An 18,167-nucleotide genomic window follows, 5' to 3' on the forward strand; every position below is an offset into this window, starting at 1 on the left:
TAAAAAATTGTTTTATTTAATGGAGACAAAATAATGAATGATCTAATGAAAAACGTGCGAATAGTAGAAGTGTATTCAGATGTCGCAGGGCATAAAAAAGGCGCGTCACTAGGCATTGATGCATTGCGCGCGTCATCAAAAGAGATGAATGCAGACTACTATGAAAAACTGCAACTTGACAGTATCAAAAATGAATATATCCATGAAGAAGAATCGCCATTTAAACATGCAAAATACGCTGATGTGATTGAGCCAGTTATCTCTAAACTAGCACACAAAATAAAAGAGATCAGAGAAGAGAATCAATTTCCTATCGTGATCGCAGGCGATCATTCTAGCTGTGCAGGTACGATGCATGGTCTCAAAATGGCGCACCCTGATGCTGAGATCGGTGTGGTGTATATAGACGCGCATGCTGATTTTCATTCACCATACACCAGTGGATCAGGGAATATGCATGGCATGCCTTTGGCAATGGCCTGTGCAATCGATAACTTGGAATGTAAACGCAACGAGCTCTCTGACACAGAAAAAGAGTATTGGGAGCGACTAAAATTTATGGCGTCCAACGAGCCATCAATTAAGCCAGAAAACGTGGTGTTTTGTGCGGTTAGAGATTATCAAGAAGAGGAAATGGAATTAATCAAAAGACATAAAATTCCTTTATATAGCGTGGCTGAAATAACCAAAAAAGGCATCAGTGCCACAGTAGCCGAAATCTTTAAAAAGCTAGAATATTGCGATCATATTTATGTGTCGTTTGATGTCGATAGTGTTGATCCTTTATACGTTCCAGGAACAGGTACGCCTGCAATGAATGGTCTGTCTTATGAGCAAGCCATGCAGCTCAATATAGAGCTCATTAAAAATGAAAAAGTATGTTGCTGGGAAATGGCAGAAATCAATCCCTTATATAACAATTCAAAAGATGACTCAACGAGAATATTTAAAATTTTAGAAGAGGTTACACATTCTCTTTTAAATAATTACTAGTATGAAATATCAAGAATGAGTTAAAGGGTATTTAACCTAAAAAATATTACCTAAATTTTTAGGTTAGTTAAAAAGGGACGAAAGGTAAAAATAATATGGACATTATTAAAGCCAGCACTGCAAATCAAGATGCTAGCAGTGCTAATACCAGTATCAATATCAAACAGTTTTTAAAGTTTTTTATACCCTCTATGATAGGGTTGATTGTCTTCGTATTTCCCATTCCCTATGTAGATGGTAAGTTTGTCAGCTATGCAGACGGATTCACCATTCCTATCGCTGTGTTAAAGGATTATATACAGGGTTATATGAGCGACTTTTTGCCATTGCTCGTTGTTACCTCAATTATGATTACATTGGTTGGTAGCTTATATACCAAAATCATGAAACCTGCATTGATTTTAAACAATCACTTTTTGAATAACTTACTGAACGTCAAAACATCTTGGCTAATGCTTAGAATACTTGGTGCGTTTTTTGCTGTCGTGACCTATTTTCAATTTGGGTTTGAGACCATATATTCAGACAGTATTGGTGGTCTATTATTATATGAGCTCATGCCCATACTGTTTATTGTGTTCTTTTTAGCAGGATTATTACTGCCGTTATTGCTTGATTTTGGCTTACTAGAATTTGTTGGGGTTTTATGTACCAAAGTCATGAGACCGTTGTTTGGTTTACCGGGCAGATCCTCTGTCGACTGCTTGGCATCATGGTTAGGTGACGGCACTATTGGCGTATTACTAACGGATAAGCAATTGCAAAGTGGGTTTTATACCAAAAGAGAAGCAGCCGTGATTGCGACCAGCTTTTCAGCGGTTTCGGTTACCTTTTGCTTGGTGGTGATTTCTCAGGTCAAATTAGAAAGTTACTTTATCAACATGATTGGCGTGGTTGCGTTATGCGGTATTGTTTGTGCGCTCGTCGTACCAAAGTTATTCCCATTGTCTAAAATTGAAGATACGTATATCACAAAGAACGATGAGGTAGATTGCGAAGCGATTCCCGAAGGAAAAACGTTATTCAACTATGGCCTACACAAAGCCGTTCAAAAAGCAGACAAGAGCCCCAGTTTTTTGACTTTTTTAAACGATGGGTTAAAAAATATCTTGGATATGTGGATAGGAATTCTGCCTATCGTCATGGCAATCGGTACTTTAGGGTTGATTGTGGCAGAAAAAACGCCTGTATTTGATTATTTAGGTATGCCATTTATTCCATTCTTAGAGCTGTTGAATATCCCATTCGCCGCAGAAATGTCAAAAACGATCATGGTGGGTTTTGCAGATATGTTCTTGCCGGCTATTATTGGCTCTTCAATAGAATCAGAGTTAACGCGATTTGTCATCGCTTGCTTATCGGTCTCTCAATTGATTTATATGTCGGAAGTCGGCGGATTAATCTTAGGAACAAAAATCCCCGTTAGTTTCTTCCAGCTATTGGTGATTTTCCTATTAAGAACGGTTATCTCATTACCGATTATTGCGTTATGTGCTCATATGATCTTTTAATGATATTCCACTGTAAATCTGGCCTTGAAAGAGAAGATTGTAAATAGAGCCTGCTGAACACTCATTGCCGTATGACTGAATAAAAATTAGCAAATAAGAAACCACCTATCAAGGTGGTTTTTTACTATTAACATCGACCTATAGTTTTAGTGAGAAAACTGCTACGACGACCTATAACTTAGAAGTGCAACCTACACGAAACATCGCGTAGCACGTGTTTTATGCGCCTGACCATTAGCGTGTCAACCTCAACTCTTTTCCTCCACTAAATCTACCGTATCGACTTCAGGATGTGTGGTGTCATAGAGAACCGCTTTTATAAGGGCTATTCCCATGAGTACCATGACGAAACTAAAAGGCAGTGCACCAATCACCATTGCCGTTTTGATTGCGCCCAATCCACCACTGATCAGTAGAACCCCAACAACCAATGCTAATATAACACCCCAAAAGATAATGTGTGGACGACCTTTTGGACCTTCGTTACCACCTGAGTTGATGGTGTTGATAACCAAAATGGCCGAATCTAGCGTGGTGACTAAGTAAGTCAATAGTAAGACCAGAACTAAAATAGCCATTGCCCAAGCGGCATTAGGAGATAGCATCACATCCAGCATCGCCAGCAACTGGGACTCTTGACCGACGCTTGAGATAGCATCAGTACCACCTAATGTTAAATCGATTGCGGTACCGCCCACGACTGAGAACCAAATAAAACACATCAGTGCAGGTAGGATGACCGTACCGAATAGATAAACACGAATGCTACGACCACGTGAAATACGGGCAAAGAACACCCCGACGAAAGGACCAAAGGCGATCCACCACGCCCAATAGAACACAGACCAATCTTTTTGCCATGTGGACAACGTATCACCGACAGTCGTACCATCTGGCTGCCAAATCGTTGTTAGCAGGGCAGGAAGTGCAACCACATAGTCAAACAAACCTAAGAAGAAAGATTGCAAACCAAAGAATGTCGAACCAAAGATTAAGAAAAAGGTAAACAGAATAAAGCTGAGCCACATGTTGAGATTAGACAGCCATTTGACCCCTTTGCCAAGCCCTGACAATGCAGAGACGGTAGCGACCCCAACGATGACAATCAATGCAACGATAATCGCGGCCGCGGATGATTTTCCTTCAGCGTTGAGGAGCCAGTCGCCCATGCCAACACGGTACATGCTAGAAACAAATTGCTCAACACCAAACCCTAGTGTTTGTGCCACGCCCAAAAGCGTTGCAATGACAGCGACAATGTCAATAGCATCACCGAGTCTACCAGACAGTTTTTTGCCAAAGATTGGCGCAAGCCCTGAGCGAATAGTAAGGGGTAGTTTACGGCGGAAAGAGAAATAGGCCATCGAAAGACCGACTAAAGAATAGCAAATCCATGCACTAAATCCCCAATGGAGAAAGGCCCATTTATACGCGTATCGCACGTTATCAGCACCATAGCCTGTTGCCATACCTTGAATAACTTCAGGGTTATTGCCAAAGTGATACATTGGCTCTGCGGTGGCAAAGGTCAGCATGCCCACACCGATACCGGCACCAAAAATCATCGCAAACCATGAGAAATTAGAAAACTCAGGTTTGTCCCCTTTGTCTCCTAAGACAAGCTTGCCATAACGCGGAATGAAGGCTAGGAACATGGCGACAAGTAAGAAAAAGGTGACCGATAAGATATACCATGTCGAGAAGTTACTGAGCAAGAAACTATTGATAGTGCCTAGTATGGCAAGCGAGCTTTCAGGGAAAATGACTGCCCAGAGAATGAGCAAGCCGAGTAAAATTTTTGCAGTAATCGTAACGTCTTTATTAAACCCTTCATAAAAGCCTTTTGTGGCGACTTTGATGGGTAATTTGGTTAAAGGTTTTCTACGGTTAAATTTCATATCTAATCCTTTAGATAGTATGCTTCTCGTTGAAATGAGTCTTAGGTGCCGCAATCCTTCCGGTCGCCTAATCCATATTATTCAAAGAAGGTCATTGTTTGGCCTATGCACAAACCTAACGGCGCTAAACGCGGCATCAAGCAATGACACTTCCTGATTTAAATGGTTCATTAAATTTGAGGTTAACTTGGTAAGTATTCTTGACTCCAGCTATCGCTTACATAACCGCTTGCGATACTTTCCTCAATTTGTGACTCGCTATAACCAAGCTCTTTCATGATTTGACGCGTTGAATGACCGAACTTTTCGGGCCGAGAAAGCGCGTATATCTTGCTATGCGTGGGACGAATGGCATAGGGGTCAAGTTGGGTGACTTTGTGACCACTTGGATGGTCTTCATAGGTCGAGAATGAGTAACTGCCACGATCAATACCTGGCGTGTCATCTGCTAGTCGGCTATATTCTGCGCGTAGCGCATTGATATCAGCACAAATAACGGCAGCAATATCCGCGGCTTGCAAACGATCTACCCATTCGTGAGCAGGTATTTTTTGGAATGCGTTAGACAAGAATGAGGCACGGTCACTTTTTGCCAATTGGCTAAAACCTTCTAAGCCCTCGACTCTCTCGAAGTTGTCTACGTCAACTTCATGCGCGTTTAACAATACATAGTTACCTGAGGAGGTGTAGTAAAAGCGCGTTAATTCATCATGACCATTGGTTTCGCGGCCTGATGGCTCATCAAACAGTCCACGTTTTGCAAAGTCATAGCAATAAGGAATTTGTAGCAAAGCACTATTGGCAACGAGTGATGTCCGTCCGCGCCCGATACGTCCAGTACGGAATTTTTGATAAAGCGCCACACCAATACTCATCGCACCGCCAAAACCGCACATGACGTCGATGGTACCCACATGCGCATGCTCTTCAGGTGTATCCATTGCACCGCCGCAGCGCAGCATAATACCCGTGCAGGCCTGTACCACGTCATCGTAGCCAATAAAGTCGCTACATGGGCCTTTACGTACACCACTGAAGCAGTCCAACTTACAGAAGATGGCTTCAGGATTTAAGGCTTTTAAACCTTCAGCATCTAATCCCATTTTCTTAATTTGCGTGTCGGTGGCATTCCAGACGATCACATCAACCGACTTGACCAATTTTTCAAACAGCTCGCGGCCTTCGCCTTTGCCAATATCAGCAAGAATAGAGCGTTTGCCCGTCATTTGAGAAAGACCATAAATAACAGTGTTCCAGCTGTCATAGAGCGGAGTGGCAGAATCAAGTTTGATGACCTCTGCGCCAAATCGTGCCAAGTAAGCGGCCGAATGTGGCCCTGCAATCACGTTACAAAGATCAAGGACGCGAACGCCGTCTAACCAACCACGTTTTTCACTGCTCTCATTAACTGAAGGCAATTTGGTTCTAAAGTTCTGGAACTTTGCTAAGGCTTCATCAAAGGTACTCGGCTTAGGCGGCTTGGGTTCTAACATAAGCTCGCCACATTCTTCTAGCCACACAATTGGGCCTGGCTGAATCATCTTGCCATAAGTAGGGTCATCGACCTCGATCATCAAACCTGCCGTTTCTGCATGATCATCACGGATCCACTCTTGTAGCCAACGCTGCGGCGCGCCAGGGATACCACGTTTACCAAAGATTTTTTGCCATTCTTTAGAGGTACGTAGTAAAAAGGCGTCTTTCATTTTTGCAGCGATATGATCTGCCCAGTACTTTGGCATGGGGTAAACACCAAGAGAGGTATCGGACGTCCACTCACTAGACGGTAGATACGTGTCATCTTCCTCCGTCAGTCCTTCCGCCACCAATTCATCGTACAATCCAAGTACTTCTAAGCAGCGCTTGGCATGATGTTTGTGGCTTGGGCATACCACATAAAACATACGACCATCTTTACACATATAGCTGCGGTAAAAAGGATCGAGCAGTTCTTGCAGATCTTCATAGTTCATATTCATTGGGATGCCTTCAACGCGGCGGCGTTGAATTTCAACTTCGCGCTGAGTTAAATAACGCTCAGGCATGTCTTCAACTTCTATGGAGTTGTAGCAGAGTCCTTCCATAACAGCAGCGGCAAGCGGCACTTCAATCGCGTCACCAAGGCCAGTATTTTCACGGGCTTGTAGGGCAAACACCACAGAAGAACCAGCTAACATGGCACCATAAGCTGAAGGTAGTGGTAGGGGTGAGAACGATGGGTTAATCCCCATGAGGACACGGTTCAAACCCATGTCGGTAAATACGCCCGAGCTTGCTGAAACGATACTTTCGTAAGCACGTAGCTCACGGCGTCGCTCATCATTTGACGCAAATCCAGGGATGGACAAGGTGATCAGCTGCGGACGTTCTGCACGTAACGCGACCAAATCGAGTCCCATCTCTGCCATTTTGCCTGGGCGGAAACCTTCGATGACGATGTCGCTTTTCAAAATGAGTTGGCGGGCCTGTGCTAAGCCTTCCTCTGTTTTGAGATCGAGTTTGAGCATCAATTTATTGCGATTTAATATGGCGTTGGCAGGGCTTTGCCATTTTGGACCTGACGGTGGGTCTATATGAACCACGGTGGCGCCTAGGTCACCAAGCATCATACCTACAGCAGGACCAGCAATATATTGACCAAAATCGATTACTTTGACACCTTTGAGTGGCAATTCACGAGTTTCTTGCATAGTCATCCATCCTTAGAATTTTGTTATGCGATTGCTATTAAAAATTAGAGCTAGTAAAAATGAGAACGATAAAAATAAGTGTTTGCTTAGCGGCGATAGCATAGAGATGAGCGGCCGCCAAACTGTATCGCTAAAGTGCTCGCTATCTATCCACCGGTGAGGTAGATAAAAAGCAAGCACCAGTGATTTACAAATTATTTGCTATTTTTGAGGACACCAATAACCCAGCACTCAAAAGACAATAGGATTAAGTTGGCATAGAGAACTGTTTCTCATCTCTCACTGCCGTGCTAGGCCAGCGCTGAGTGATGGTTTTGCGGCGAGTGAAGAATCTAACGCCGTCTGGTCCGTACATCGCCAAATCGCCAAACAATGAACGCTTCCAACCACCAAAGCTCTGTGATGCTACGGGTACTGGTAGCGGGATATTGACGCCAACCATACCGACTTCAATGTTGTCGATAAAGTGACGAGCCGCTTCACCATCGCGAGTATAGATACACGTACCATTACCATATTCATGGTCATTGATAAGTTGCAGTGCTTCAGCCATGGTTTCTACGCGCATGACTTGCAGTACTGGACCAAAAATCTCGGATTTGTAGCTGTCCATGTCTTTAGTAACATGGTCAATCAATGTTGGACCAACAAAGAACCCTTCTTCATAACCTTCTGGCTGAACGTTAGAGCCATCCGTAACTAGGGTTGCACCTTGATCAGCAGCACTCTGAATGTGCCCGACAACTTTAGATTTGTGCGCTTTGGTAATGACAGGGCCAAAATCGTTGTTTTTCTCTGAATGCACACCGAACTTGAGCTCTTCGATAGCAGGCTTTAGCGCCGCAATCATCTTGTCAGCGGTTTCATCACCGACGGCGACGGCAACAGACAACGCCATGCAACGCTCACCTGATGAACCAAACGCTGCGCCTAGCAGTGAAGTGACCACATTGTCCAAATCTGCATCTGGCATAACGATTGCGTGGTTTTTTGCGCCGCCTAGTGCTTGGCAACGTTTGCCTTGCGCCGCTGCGGTCGTGTAGATGTATTCAGCGATAGGAGTTGAGCCAACAAAGCTGACTGCTTTAACATCTGGATGATGCAAAATGGCATCAACAGCATCTTTGCCGCCATTGACGACGTTGATAACCCCTTCTGGAAGCCCTGCTTCATGTAGTAGCTGTGCAATAAATAGGGTAGAGCTTGGGTCGCGCTCAGATGGCTTTAGGATAAAGGTGTTACCACAAACGATCGCCATCGGGAACATCCATAGTGGCACCATCGCAGGGAAGTTAAATGGGGTGATACCAGCGACAACACCTAGTGGGTGAAATTCACTCCAAGAGTCGATATTGGTGCTGACATTACGGCTGTGCTCACCTTTTAGGAGCTCAGGTGCAGCGCACGCATATTCGACGTTTTCGATACCACGTTGTAGCTCACCTGTCGCATCGTGTACGATCTTGCCGTGCTCTTCGCCAATGAGGCGGCAAATCTCGTCTGCATTTTGCTCAAGCAATTCTTTGAACTTGAACATGACGCGCGCACGTTTTAGTGGCGAGGTTTTGCTCCATGCTGGAAATGCTGCTTTAGCCGCAGCGACTGCTTCATCGATGGTTTTTTCGCCACCTAACGCAACTTTTTTACTGACTTCACCCGTTGATGGGTTGTAGACGTCTTGGGTTTGGCTGTCATTATTGACTAAGCTACCGTTAATAAAGTGTCCGATAGTTTGCATAGTTTATGTCCTTTAAACATGTTTGTTATTGGTAGGTTGATAAGTAAATGAAGGCGACTTTGATACTACAGAGCGCTATGCGTGAGCCGTACTATTGTCATCCCACAGCATGGTATAAAGCTGAATCATTTCTTCAAGATTGGGTATGCGAGGGTTATTGTTAGGGGAGCCCGATGCAAATGCTTGCTCACACATCGTGTTAACAAGTTTGTCAAAGTCGGCGCGCTGCACACCGAATTCTGCCAGCGTAGGCACATGCAACTCTTTATTTAGGTCTTTTAAAAAGCGCACTAAATTGGTGTTGGCTTGATCGTCGGTGTCGCTAGTATCCGCGATACCTAGGGCACGCGCGCAGTCAGCATAACGGTCAGGCGCGCTTGAGATGCCAAATTCAGTAATGGTTGGCAGCAGCATGGCATTTGAGAGGCCGTGCGGTACATGGAAAAAAGCACCAATCGGACGACTCATACCGTGTACAAGCGCAACTGATGAGTTACAAAAAGCGATACCAGCTAAGGTAGAGCCAAGCATCATTGCCTCGCGAGCCGCTTCGTCTTTACCATTGCGATAAGCCGTTTGGATATTAGGTCCAATCAGACGCAGCGCAGCCAATGCTTGCTGATCGCTATAGGCATTGCGTTTAGGGCTAATGTACGCTTCGATAGCATGCGTCATCGCGTCAATGCCTGTATCTGCGGTAGTACGCGGCGGTACACTGAGCGTCAGGCTAAAATCGATAATCGCTGCTATAGGCATGAATCCCATACCCACGCACAATAGTTTTTCGTTGTTGAGATCATCTGTAATGATGGTAAAGCGAGTAACTTCTGAACCAGTACCAGCCGTGGTTGGTATGGCAATGATGGGCAAACCCGTTTCATCGACTTGACGCGGGAATTTATAGTCACGCATATCGCCACCAAATCTACCTAAGATAGAAATGGCCTTAGCGCTATCGATAGGGCTGCCACCGCCTAGCGCGATAAGACCATCATAGTCTTTCGCTTTGACTTGAGAGACGCCAGCGCTGATAGACATTTCAGTAGGCTCTGGCACAGTGTCCGAGAACACATCTGCACTGATCTGCGCTTCTTTTAAAATGCCTTGAATATTATCGACATAGCCAAGCTTGACCATCATATCGTCAGTGATAATCAGGGGTTTTTTGATACCCAAACTTTTTAATATCTGCGGTAGCTTTTGGCAAGCATCGCGGCCAATTTCCATCGTTCTTGGCAGAAGGATACTGTGCGACATAGTTACTCATCCTTGTATTAATAACTTCCATTATTAGCTTGATAGGCCGTTTATTCGTCGTAAGAAGGACTGACAAAATGAATCATACCTAACAATAAAATTTCACATAACGATAAATATTTTATCGTTATGTGAAAGGTAACAGAATATGTTTATGATGACAAGACGCAAAAGCATAAATTTTATCGCTATAATGAATAAATTTATTTGCTGAGCGTCAGCTAAAGGTTTGGAGTAATTAATGAGTGAGGCTAAGAAGAGGAAAGGATCAAGCGTGGAGCGTGTTTTGCAGATCGTAGAAGTGCTGGCAAGCTCCCAAAGACCGATGAGTGTCAGTGATTTATCAGAAACATTAGAGGTACCCGTACCCAGTATGTATCGATTGCTGGATCAGCTGCAGAGCCTTGGGTTTATTCAATTAGATTTGCCAGGGAAAGTCACCTGTGGAAAGCGCACTTATAAGCTTGCGATGAACTTATTACAAAATAGTGATTTCAAAAATGAGAGGCTGGCGATACTAAATGAGCTATCAGCGAAAATAGGGGAGACAGTTGGCATTGCGATTTTGCAAGACTTAGATGTGGTGTATGTCGACCGCGTTATGTCGGATTGGCCACTACAAATATTTTTACCGTCGGGCTCTCATGTACCTGTATGGGCCAGTGCCAGTGGTAAGTTATTACTTGCACAGCTGTCGGATGATAAATGTGAGCGTATCGTTGAGAAGATGTCGATACATGCGCTCACGACCAATACTCAGACAGATAAACAGCAACTGATGCAAACGATTATAAAAACACGCGAGACCAAAGTGGGTATAGACAACGAGGAGTTTATTCCAGGAATGGTAGCTTGTGCGGTCATGATTCCTAATGGCGAGCAACAAGCATTTGCCACGCTGTTTACCCATGGTCCCACCGTCAGAAAAAGTATGGATGAATTACTCAGTTATTTGCCGCTGATGCAAGAGGCTGCTGATGAGTTGTCCATCATTTTTAATCAAAATTATGAATTATGAATAGAGAAGTAATTTGTAAAATACAGCAGTGTATTAACTCTCAATCAAGACATCATCGCTTCTATAACGCATAGAATAATAAAAAAGGTTGGCAGTACCATACGCAATATGGTGCTCCCAACCTTTTATTGTTGAAGCGATTTAAAGGCTTGTACACACATATCTTGTTATCATAAATCGATTATGTTATTTTTCATAACGATAATTTTTATATCGATATATGAAGCTATATTAAATTTGAAACATACTATTGAAATGCTAATACATAACTGAGGTAACTAAAGGCAAAGAATCTCCTTGCCAAAAATACTGAGGTTATAACTCTAAGCATGTACAAGGAGTGAATATGAAAGCCTTTTTAGTAGAGAAAGTAGCTGATAGAGAATTTTCTGGCGCGATACAAGAAGTTCCTGTCCCAGAATGCAATAAAGATGAAGTCGTCATAAAGACAACTTATTCTTCATTAAATTATAAAGATGCTTTAAGCTCCATCGGTAATCCTGGAGTAACTAGAAAATTTCCTCATATCACTGGCATTGATGTAGCCGGCGTGGTGCACGAAACGACATCCGATATCTTCGCCGTTGGAGATAAGGTACTGGTTACAGGCTATGACTTAGGTATGAATACGGATGGTGGACATTCAGAATTTGTTAAAGTCCCAACTTCATGGGTTGCAAGAATCCCAGATACGATCACTGACAAAGAAATCATGACTTTTGGTACTGCGGGATTAACGGCAGCTTTAAGTATTAATGAGTTATTAGATAATGGTCTAAAGCCAGAAGACGGTGAGATTTTAGTCACTGGTGCGACTGGTGGCGTAGGCTCTATAGCGGTTTCTATACTGAAAAAAATTGGCTTTACCGTTGTTGCCGTATCAGGGAAAGAGGAACAAATTGATTATCTTAAACAGATTGGTGCGTCAGAAGTTATTCTCAGAGACACTTTTAATGAGAATGCTAAAAAGCCTATGATGGCTGAGAGATATGTAGGGGTTGTCGATACGGTAGGCGGTGATATTTTAGCCAATGCCTTGAAATATATAAAATACGATGGGGTTGCTACTTGCTGCGGCCTCACAGCATCACATGAACTCAATACCAATGTATTTCCATTTATTTTGAGGGGAGTAAGACTAATCGGTATCGATTCGGTTGAATGTAAGCTTGAGAAGAAGCAAGCAGCATGGGACAAGCTGGCTGGTGAGTTTAAAATAGCGACGTTAGATAGTATCACTAGTGAGATTGGTCTAGAAGATATTACAACCACTTACGCATTGATGTTAGAAGGAAAATCCGTAGGCCGATATGTAGTAAAAATATAAGAAGCGTCTATCTTATTGTCTTTATGGTACCTCTCAAAGAGAGTCTTAATTTTTGGGGCTATATCATATTCAAGCAGGTAGTATCCGTGATGATAGTAAATGACCGATGCAAATAATGTCTGGTGGGTATGGGCATGAGTAAGTTCATTTTGTTGCCCCGATTGCGGGTCGGTTGCCAGATCAGTTAGACACATTGTTATTGTGGTTCAACACCTCATCAAATGAGCAAGACGATATAGATTTGGTCATAAAAGCAGGTATTGCTCATTTATGGCTCATGACTTTGCATCAATAAGTGAGCCAGTCATTTCCTTAGAGCGATTCATCTGGTTTCTTGTGTCATTTGGCTGAATTGATGACACGCCTTAGCTAACTGAAATTCTAAAAATCTGTGGCCAAAAATTTACCAATAGCTATATTCATAAGATAATCATGACACTAAAATAAAAATGATAATAGGAATGATTATTGTTTGTATTAATTCTATAATATTGCTAAAGTGTGTTCGCTTTATTGCCAATAGCTCATTAGTCATCCCGATTCTATGTCCTAAAGCAGAATGTTTACCTACTGCTAGGTGAATACCTGCCTAATGATTGGCTAAAGCTAAAATATACTGAAAAACAAGTATCATTAGGATTGCGATCTATGCCAACATCACCAAGCTCTGCCGCTACGCCCTTCTTTTATTTTCAAAAATTGCCATGTTTAACGACCAAAAGAGCTTTACTAAGCATTACTGTCGCCTCTATTTTGAGTACAACTGCATTCGCCGCTGAGAGTGATGACCTTACTGTACAACAAATAGAAGCGCAAGAAGCTGCAGAACAGAGCATGCCATCTGTTGAGCTCGATACCATTGTCGTTAAGGCTGCTCGAAAAGAGCTTGAACAGGCAGCTGGGCTGTCAGTAATTAGTGAAGAGGCTATTGAAAAGGCCTCTGTTTCTAATGATATTGCAGAAATCGTTCGAAAAATGCCTGGCGTTAATCTTACCGGTTCCTCTACTTCTGGTCAGCGCGGTAACCAGCGTCAAATTGACCTACGCGGCATGGGCCCAAACAACACTCTCATTTTAATTGACGGCCGCCCCGTTACCTCTCGCAATGTGGTCCGCCCTGGACGTTCTAGTGAGCAAGATACCCGAGGAGACTCGCAATGGGTGCCACCGAGCGCTATTGAGCGAATTGAAGTATTGCGTGGCCCAGCTGCGGCTCGATATGGCTCTGGCAGCATGGGCGGGGTAGTCAATATCATTACTAAAGCCCCGACCGAAAAAGAGTTTTCAGTCTCCGGTCATTATGAGTCGCCAGAGAGTGATTTGGAAGGTAAAGACTGGCGTACTAATATTAATATGGCAGGTTCTCTAAACGACAAACTGTCTTTTCGTACTACTATTGGTTACCATGACAGTGAAGGTGATGACCCTTATATCAATGCAGAAGACGCAAAAATTGTTGATGGCAATAGCGGTCCGACTGCTTCAGTTGCAGCAGGTATTGAGGGTGTAGAGAATATAGACGTCCGTCAGCTGTTTGAATATGCTATGGACGCTATGAATACAGTAGGCTTTGAAGTTAATTACAGTGCGCAAGAAAACCGCTGGGTAGGAGATTCACAGTTTCAAATAGTTAAAGACGAGCTGCTAGAGACGCTAGCTGACGAGTCTACTAATAAAATGCGCCGATATGGTGCTGCAATCACGCACCGTGGTGACTATGAGAATACCAGTAGCAACAGCTATTTGGAATTTAACCGTACCAACAATGAGCGCTTGGCGGAAGGTACTGCTGGCAGCGGAGAAGGTCAAATTCAGCTGCCAGAAGAAGATGAAGGTAAGCAGTGGAAAAAAGCCACCTATGATACGTTGAACGCCAAATCAGAGTGGGACATTTTCTTTGATCGTCACACACTAACAGCGGGTGCAGAGTTTCGCGGTGAAAAACTTACGAATCCCTTAGTGTCTGACTTAGTATTTGATGAAGGCTTTGAGTTTGGTGATGTCGAAACTGACCCTGCCAAGCGTGATCCAAAATCAGACGCTTATCTCGTCGGTGCTTATGTAGAAGATAACTATCAAATCACGCCTGATTGGTATGTAACCCCAGGATTGCGCTTTGATTATCACAGTGAAGCCGGTAGTAATTGGTCACCAAGCGTCAATACCACTTGGGATTTTAGCCCAAATTGGTCAGTGAAAACAGGGATCAGCCGCGCTTTTAAAGCACCTGATCTTTATCGTTTAGACCCCAATTATATCTATTACACTAGAGGTAATGGTTGTCCTTCTTGGGTGCCTGTTGACCAACAAGGATGTCAAGTATTAGGCAACCCTGACCTTGAACATGAAACCTCTTGGAACAAAGAGCTGACCTTTACCTATGACGATGGCACAGGACTCAATGCAGGCTTAACTTACTACCATAATGCTTATGACAATCGTATTGGGGCAGGCATAAACCGAGTGGCAGTAGACGCGGCGACTAATCGCTCTATCTTCCAGTGGGAAAATCAAGGTGAAGCTGTCATCGAAGGTCTTGAAGGCTTTGTGCAAGTGCCAGTGACAGAGGCTGTTTCTTGGTCTACTAACGTTACTGGTAATCTTCGCTCAGAACGTAAAGATACTGGTGAAGCGCTGTCATTAATCCCTAAATTTACTGTCAACTCTAACGTCAACTGGGACATTACTCCGCGTTGGAACGCTGACTTAGGCGTCAGCTATTATGGCACTATCGAAGCGCCTGAAGTTTCTGATACGACTGGTGATGAGCTAAGCACCTTGAAATTAGATCGCAAGCCTTATGCCCTTGCCAATGTCAGTACTCGCTATAGCGTAACCGATAATATCCATGTTGGTGCTGGCATCAAAAACTTATTTGATAAACAAATTAAACGCGAAGGCACTGGCACCAATGCAGGTGCTAGAACGTTTAATGAGCCAGGCCGTGCTTATGTATTTGATGTTAAGTTTGATTTCTAACCTTTAAAAGCGATGAGTAAGGTCTAAGCTGACTTTTATAAATACGTTATATTTTATGGGATCAGCTCATTAGACTGCTGACAAAATTAAGCACATCAGTATCTACTAATCAGTAGAATTAAGACACTTAGACAGCGTTTTATTTATAAAAAATATTATCCACACATTATAGGAAAAACTTATTTATGTCACATTATCAAAAAAAAGCCCTGCTCACTGGCGTACTGACTTTAAATTTGTTATTAGTAGCGGCATGTTCTTCTACGACGTCTACTCCAGATTATCCGGTGGTAAATGATATGCCGCAAAAAAAACAAGAATCACGTCGAAATGACAGTGCAGCAACTTCAGAGACCCTAAAAGCTATAGAAGCAATTTCTGAGAGTCAATTAGACGTACCATATAAAACGATAGGTAATAAAGACTTAGCGATGGATATTTATCTACCAAAGTCTGATACGAGTGCCAATACCGCAAAAGGTCATCCGCTTGCTATTTGGGTTCATGGTGGTGCGTGGAAACGTGGTGACAAAGCCGATTTCCCTGCCAAAAATCCAAACCTTGCTAAAGCCTTGCTAGAAGAAGGCTATGCGTTGGCGTCTATTAACTATCGTCTCTCAAGTGAGGCACAGTTCCCTGCGCCACTCGAAGACTCTAAAGATGCCGTAAAATTTTTACTGGATAATGCTAAGAGCTATGGTATAGATTCTGAACGTATGGTTATTATGGGACGCTCGGCCGGAGGTCATTTAGCAACGCTAACCGCTACTGAACTTACCGCATCTAAGCAAACCACATCGCAACCGATGCCAAAAGCTATCATAAGCTTTTTTGGCTTATATGATCTATTAGCACTGGAGGAGCAAAAATCCACTCGAACTCCAGCCAGTTCACAAACGCCTGAAGGACTATTTTTAGGAAATACACCGAGTGCCGTTCCAGAATTGGCTAAAATGGCATCACCTGTCACTTTTGTAACGCCAAACACACCTCCCACATTACTGATGCACGGTAATATGGATAAACAAGCCCCTGTTCAGCAAAGCTTAGATTTTGCTGTGGCGCTAGAGAAGAATAACGTGCCTCATAAGATAATTGTTGAAGACAACGCTCGTCATGGTGATCCAATTTTTGATAGTAAGGCATATGTTGATCAAGTACTGGCCTTTCTAAAAGTTCATAATCCATAAGATAATGTGGATTATTCGGAGATACTTTTAAAATAGTGACATTGCGACAGCTCCCACTAGCATACCTGTCCTATCAAATTACTATAATCAATATATGATATAGCCGATTCATTAACTACGGTATGTAGCTAATGAGTCGTTTTCGTTGTTTTATAATTTAGTCTCGATGAGAATTGAATATTTATAATAGAAAGAGTCCATAGTTGAGTTTTTAGGAGGTGTTTCTTGTTGTTATGAGAGGGATGATCTTAACTCGACATTTTATCCAAATAAGAAGTCTGCAGATACGATAGTTATGAACCCCTCTATAAGATAAATTTTCGAAGCGTTATTAATTTGGCACAGATTAAAATATCTGCAGACAAGAGATGAAAGGTTTATTTTATATGATAAAAAATATATCTAGTTTAAAATCAGTTGTTAAGTCAAAACCTGAATTACCGATGCTTTATTATAAAAAAGATGGGGTGTTCAATGATACGGTTGTAGCTCTAGAGCAGTTGCAACAAGGGTACAGTCCAACACCATGGCTTCGTAATAATCATATACATCTTATGTTCTTTGATATCATTAAAAAGAAGCTCGCTCATTTAGAGTACGATTACATTGAACAATTAACTATGGTTGATGGTGGGACTACAGCCATCGCTTGGTTTGGACTGGATCTGTCTGAAGGTACACCAACTATTGTTCTTTTACATACAGTCACCGGTACCTTTAATTCAATGCGAGAAATAGTTCATGATTTGAATTTCTATACAGGATGGCGCGTAGCTTTATGTATGCGTCGTGGACATGATCGTCTACCCCTAACAGTTCCTAAAATTAACCTATTTGGTTCAACTCAAGACCTCAAAGAGCAAATTGTTTGTATCCAAGAAAAATTTCCAGATTCTGATTTGTATGCAGTGGGTTCTTCTGCTGGAACAGGCCTATTAATACGGTATTTAGGAGAAGAAGCGGAAAAAACACCGATCAAAGCTGCTTTTGCATTATGTCCCGGTTATGACACTGAAATAGGGTTTAATAATATCCATCCTATTTACAGTAAAATTATGACTAAAAAACTTATTCGAAAATTTATTTTGGCTCATCAGGAAACATGGCAACAGATACCGCAATGGGAAGACATTCTGGGTACTAAGTCTTTAGCTGAATTTGAAAAAGCGTACTTTAAGATGGCTGGGTTTTCTGACTATGGAAGCTATGCCGAAGCAACCAATCCAATTTATACGTTCAAAAACATTAAAATACCTTTGATGATTTTGAACTCAGAAGATGATCCTATTTGCCATATTAAAAACTTTGAGCCATATAAAAAAATTATCGTAAAGATGCCTAACATTATTGTAGTGACTACAAAAAAAGGCAGTCATTGCGGATTTTATGAGGGATTGTTTAAGACAAAATCTTGGGCAACGCGTCTAATGTCTGAATTTTTACTTCATCAAGAGAAAAGTTATAACAATAATTAGAAGGTTATATTCTTTACTTTGAAAAACTGTGATCAACTGCTCATGAAAAATAATAAGTTATATAGTTAGTGATAACTCATATTGAAACAAT

At 42.4% G+C, this 18,167-nt stretch carries 11 protein-coding genes; 7 read left to right on the forward strand and 4 right to left on the reverse strand.

Annotated features, from left to right (window positions below; all coding sequences use genetic code 11):
- Positions 1-33: 33 nt before the first annotated feature.
- Positions 34-993 (forward strand): arginase, encoded by a 960-nt coding sequence (locus tag I3255_RS02845; RefSeq protein WP_238036617.1) that lies wholly within the window; start codon positions 34-36, stop codon positions 991-993.
- A 95-nt stretch (positions 994-1,088) separates the two neighbouring features.
- Positions 1,089-2,504, forward strand: coding sequence for a YjiH family protein (locus I3255_RS02850; protein ID WP_238036622.1), 1,416 nt, complete (start codon positions 1,089-1,091; stop codon positions 2,502-2,504).
- A 248-nt stretch (positions 2,505-2,752) separates the two neighbouring features.
- Here I3255_RS02850 and I3255_RS02855 read toward each other — a convergent pair whose 3' ends face one another.
- From I3255_RS02855 to I3255_RS02870, 4 genes are all read right to left on the reverse strand, one after another.
- Positions 2,753-4,402: a BCCT family transporter gene (locus tag I3255_RS02855; protein ID WP_238036625.1), complete on the reverse strand. Its 1,650-nt coding sequence runs from the start codon at positions 4,400-4,402 to the stop codon at positions 2,753-2,755.
- 182 nt (positions 4,403-4,584) lie between these two features.
- Entirely contained in the window at positions 4,585-7,092 is a 2,508-nt protein-coding gene (locus I3255_RS02860) for a CoA transferase (RefSeq protein ID WP_238036629.1), read from the reverse strand.
- Between the two features lie 247 nt (positions 7,093-7,339).
- Entirely contained in the window at positions 7,340-8,830 is a 1,491-nt protein-coding gene (locus I3255_RS02865) for a CoA-acylating methylmalonate-semialdehyde dehydrogenase (protein ID WP_238036632.1), read from the reverse strand.
- Positions 8,831-8,905: 75 nt separating this feature from the next.
- The gene (locus I3255_RS02870) at positions 8,906-10,087 is read right to left on the reverse strand and encodes an iron-containing alcohol dehydrogenase (protein ID WP_238036636.1); all 1,182 of its coding nucleotides are present in this window, start codon (positions 10,085-10,087) and stop codon (positions 8,906-8,908) included.
- A 241-nt stretch (positions 10,088-10,328) separates the two neighbouring features.
- Here I3255_RS02870 and I3255_RS02875 point away from each other — a divergent pair, with 241 nt between their 5' ends.
- From I3255_RS02875 to I3255_RS02895, 5 genes are all read left to right on the forward strand, one after another.
- The gene (locus I3255_RS02875; RefSeq protein WP_238036639.1) at positions 10,329-11,105 is read left to right on the forward strand and encodes an IclR family transcriptional regulator; all 777 of its coding nucleotides are present in this window, start codon (positions 10,329-10,331) and stop codon (positions 11,103-11,105) included.
- Between the two features lie 346 nt (positions 11,106-11,451).
- Positions 11,452-12,432, forward strand: a complete 981-nt coding sequence (locus I3255_RS02880) for a YhdH/YhfP family quinone oxidoreductase (protein WP_238036642.1) — start codon at positions 11,452-11,454, stop codon at positions 12,430-12,432.
- A 648-nt stretch (positions 12,433-13,080) separates the two neighbouring features.
- The gene (locus I3255_RS02885; RefSeq protein ID WP_238036643.1) at positions 13,081-15,411 is read left to right on the forward strand and encodes a FepA family TonB-dependent siderophore receptor; all 2,331 of its coding nucleotides are present in this window, start codon (positions 13,081-13,083) and stop codon (positions 15,409-15,411) included.
- A gap of 185 nt (positions 15,412-15,596) precedes the next feature.
- Complete coding sequence (locus I3255_RS02890; protein WP_238036646.1) at positions 15,597-16,601, forward strand: alpha/beta hydrolase; 1,005 nt, start codon at positions 15,597-15,599, stop codon at positions 16,599-16,601.
- Positions 16,602-17,044: 443 nt separating this feature from the next.
- Positions 17,045-18,076 (forward strand): alpha/beta fold hydrolase, encoded by a 1,032-nt coding sequence (locus I3255_RS02895; RefSeq protein ID WP_238037216.1) that lies wholly within the window; start codon positions 17,045-17,047, stop codon positions 18,074-18,076.
- The last annotated feature ends 91 nt before the right edge of the window (positions 18,077-18,167 follow it).

Origin of the sequence: Psychrobacter sp. Ps6, from assembly GCF_022129235.1 — a bacterium.
Taxonomy (GTDB): Bacteria; Pseudomonadota; Gammaproteobacteria; order Pseudomonadales; family Moraxellaceae; genus Psychrobacter.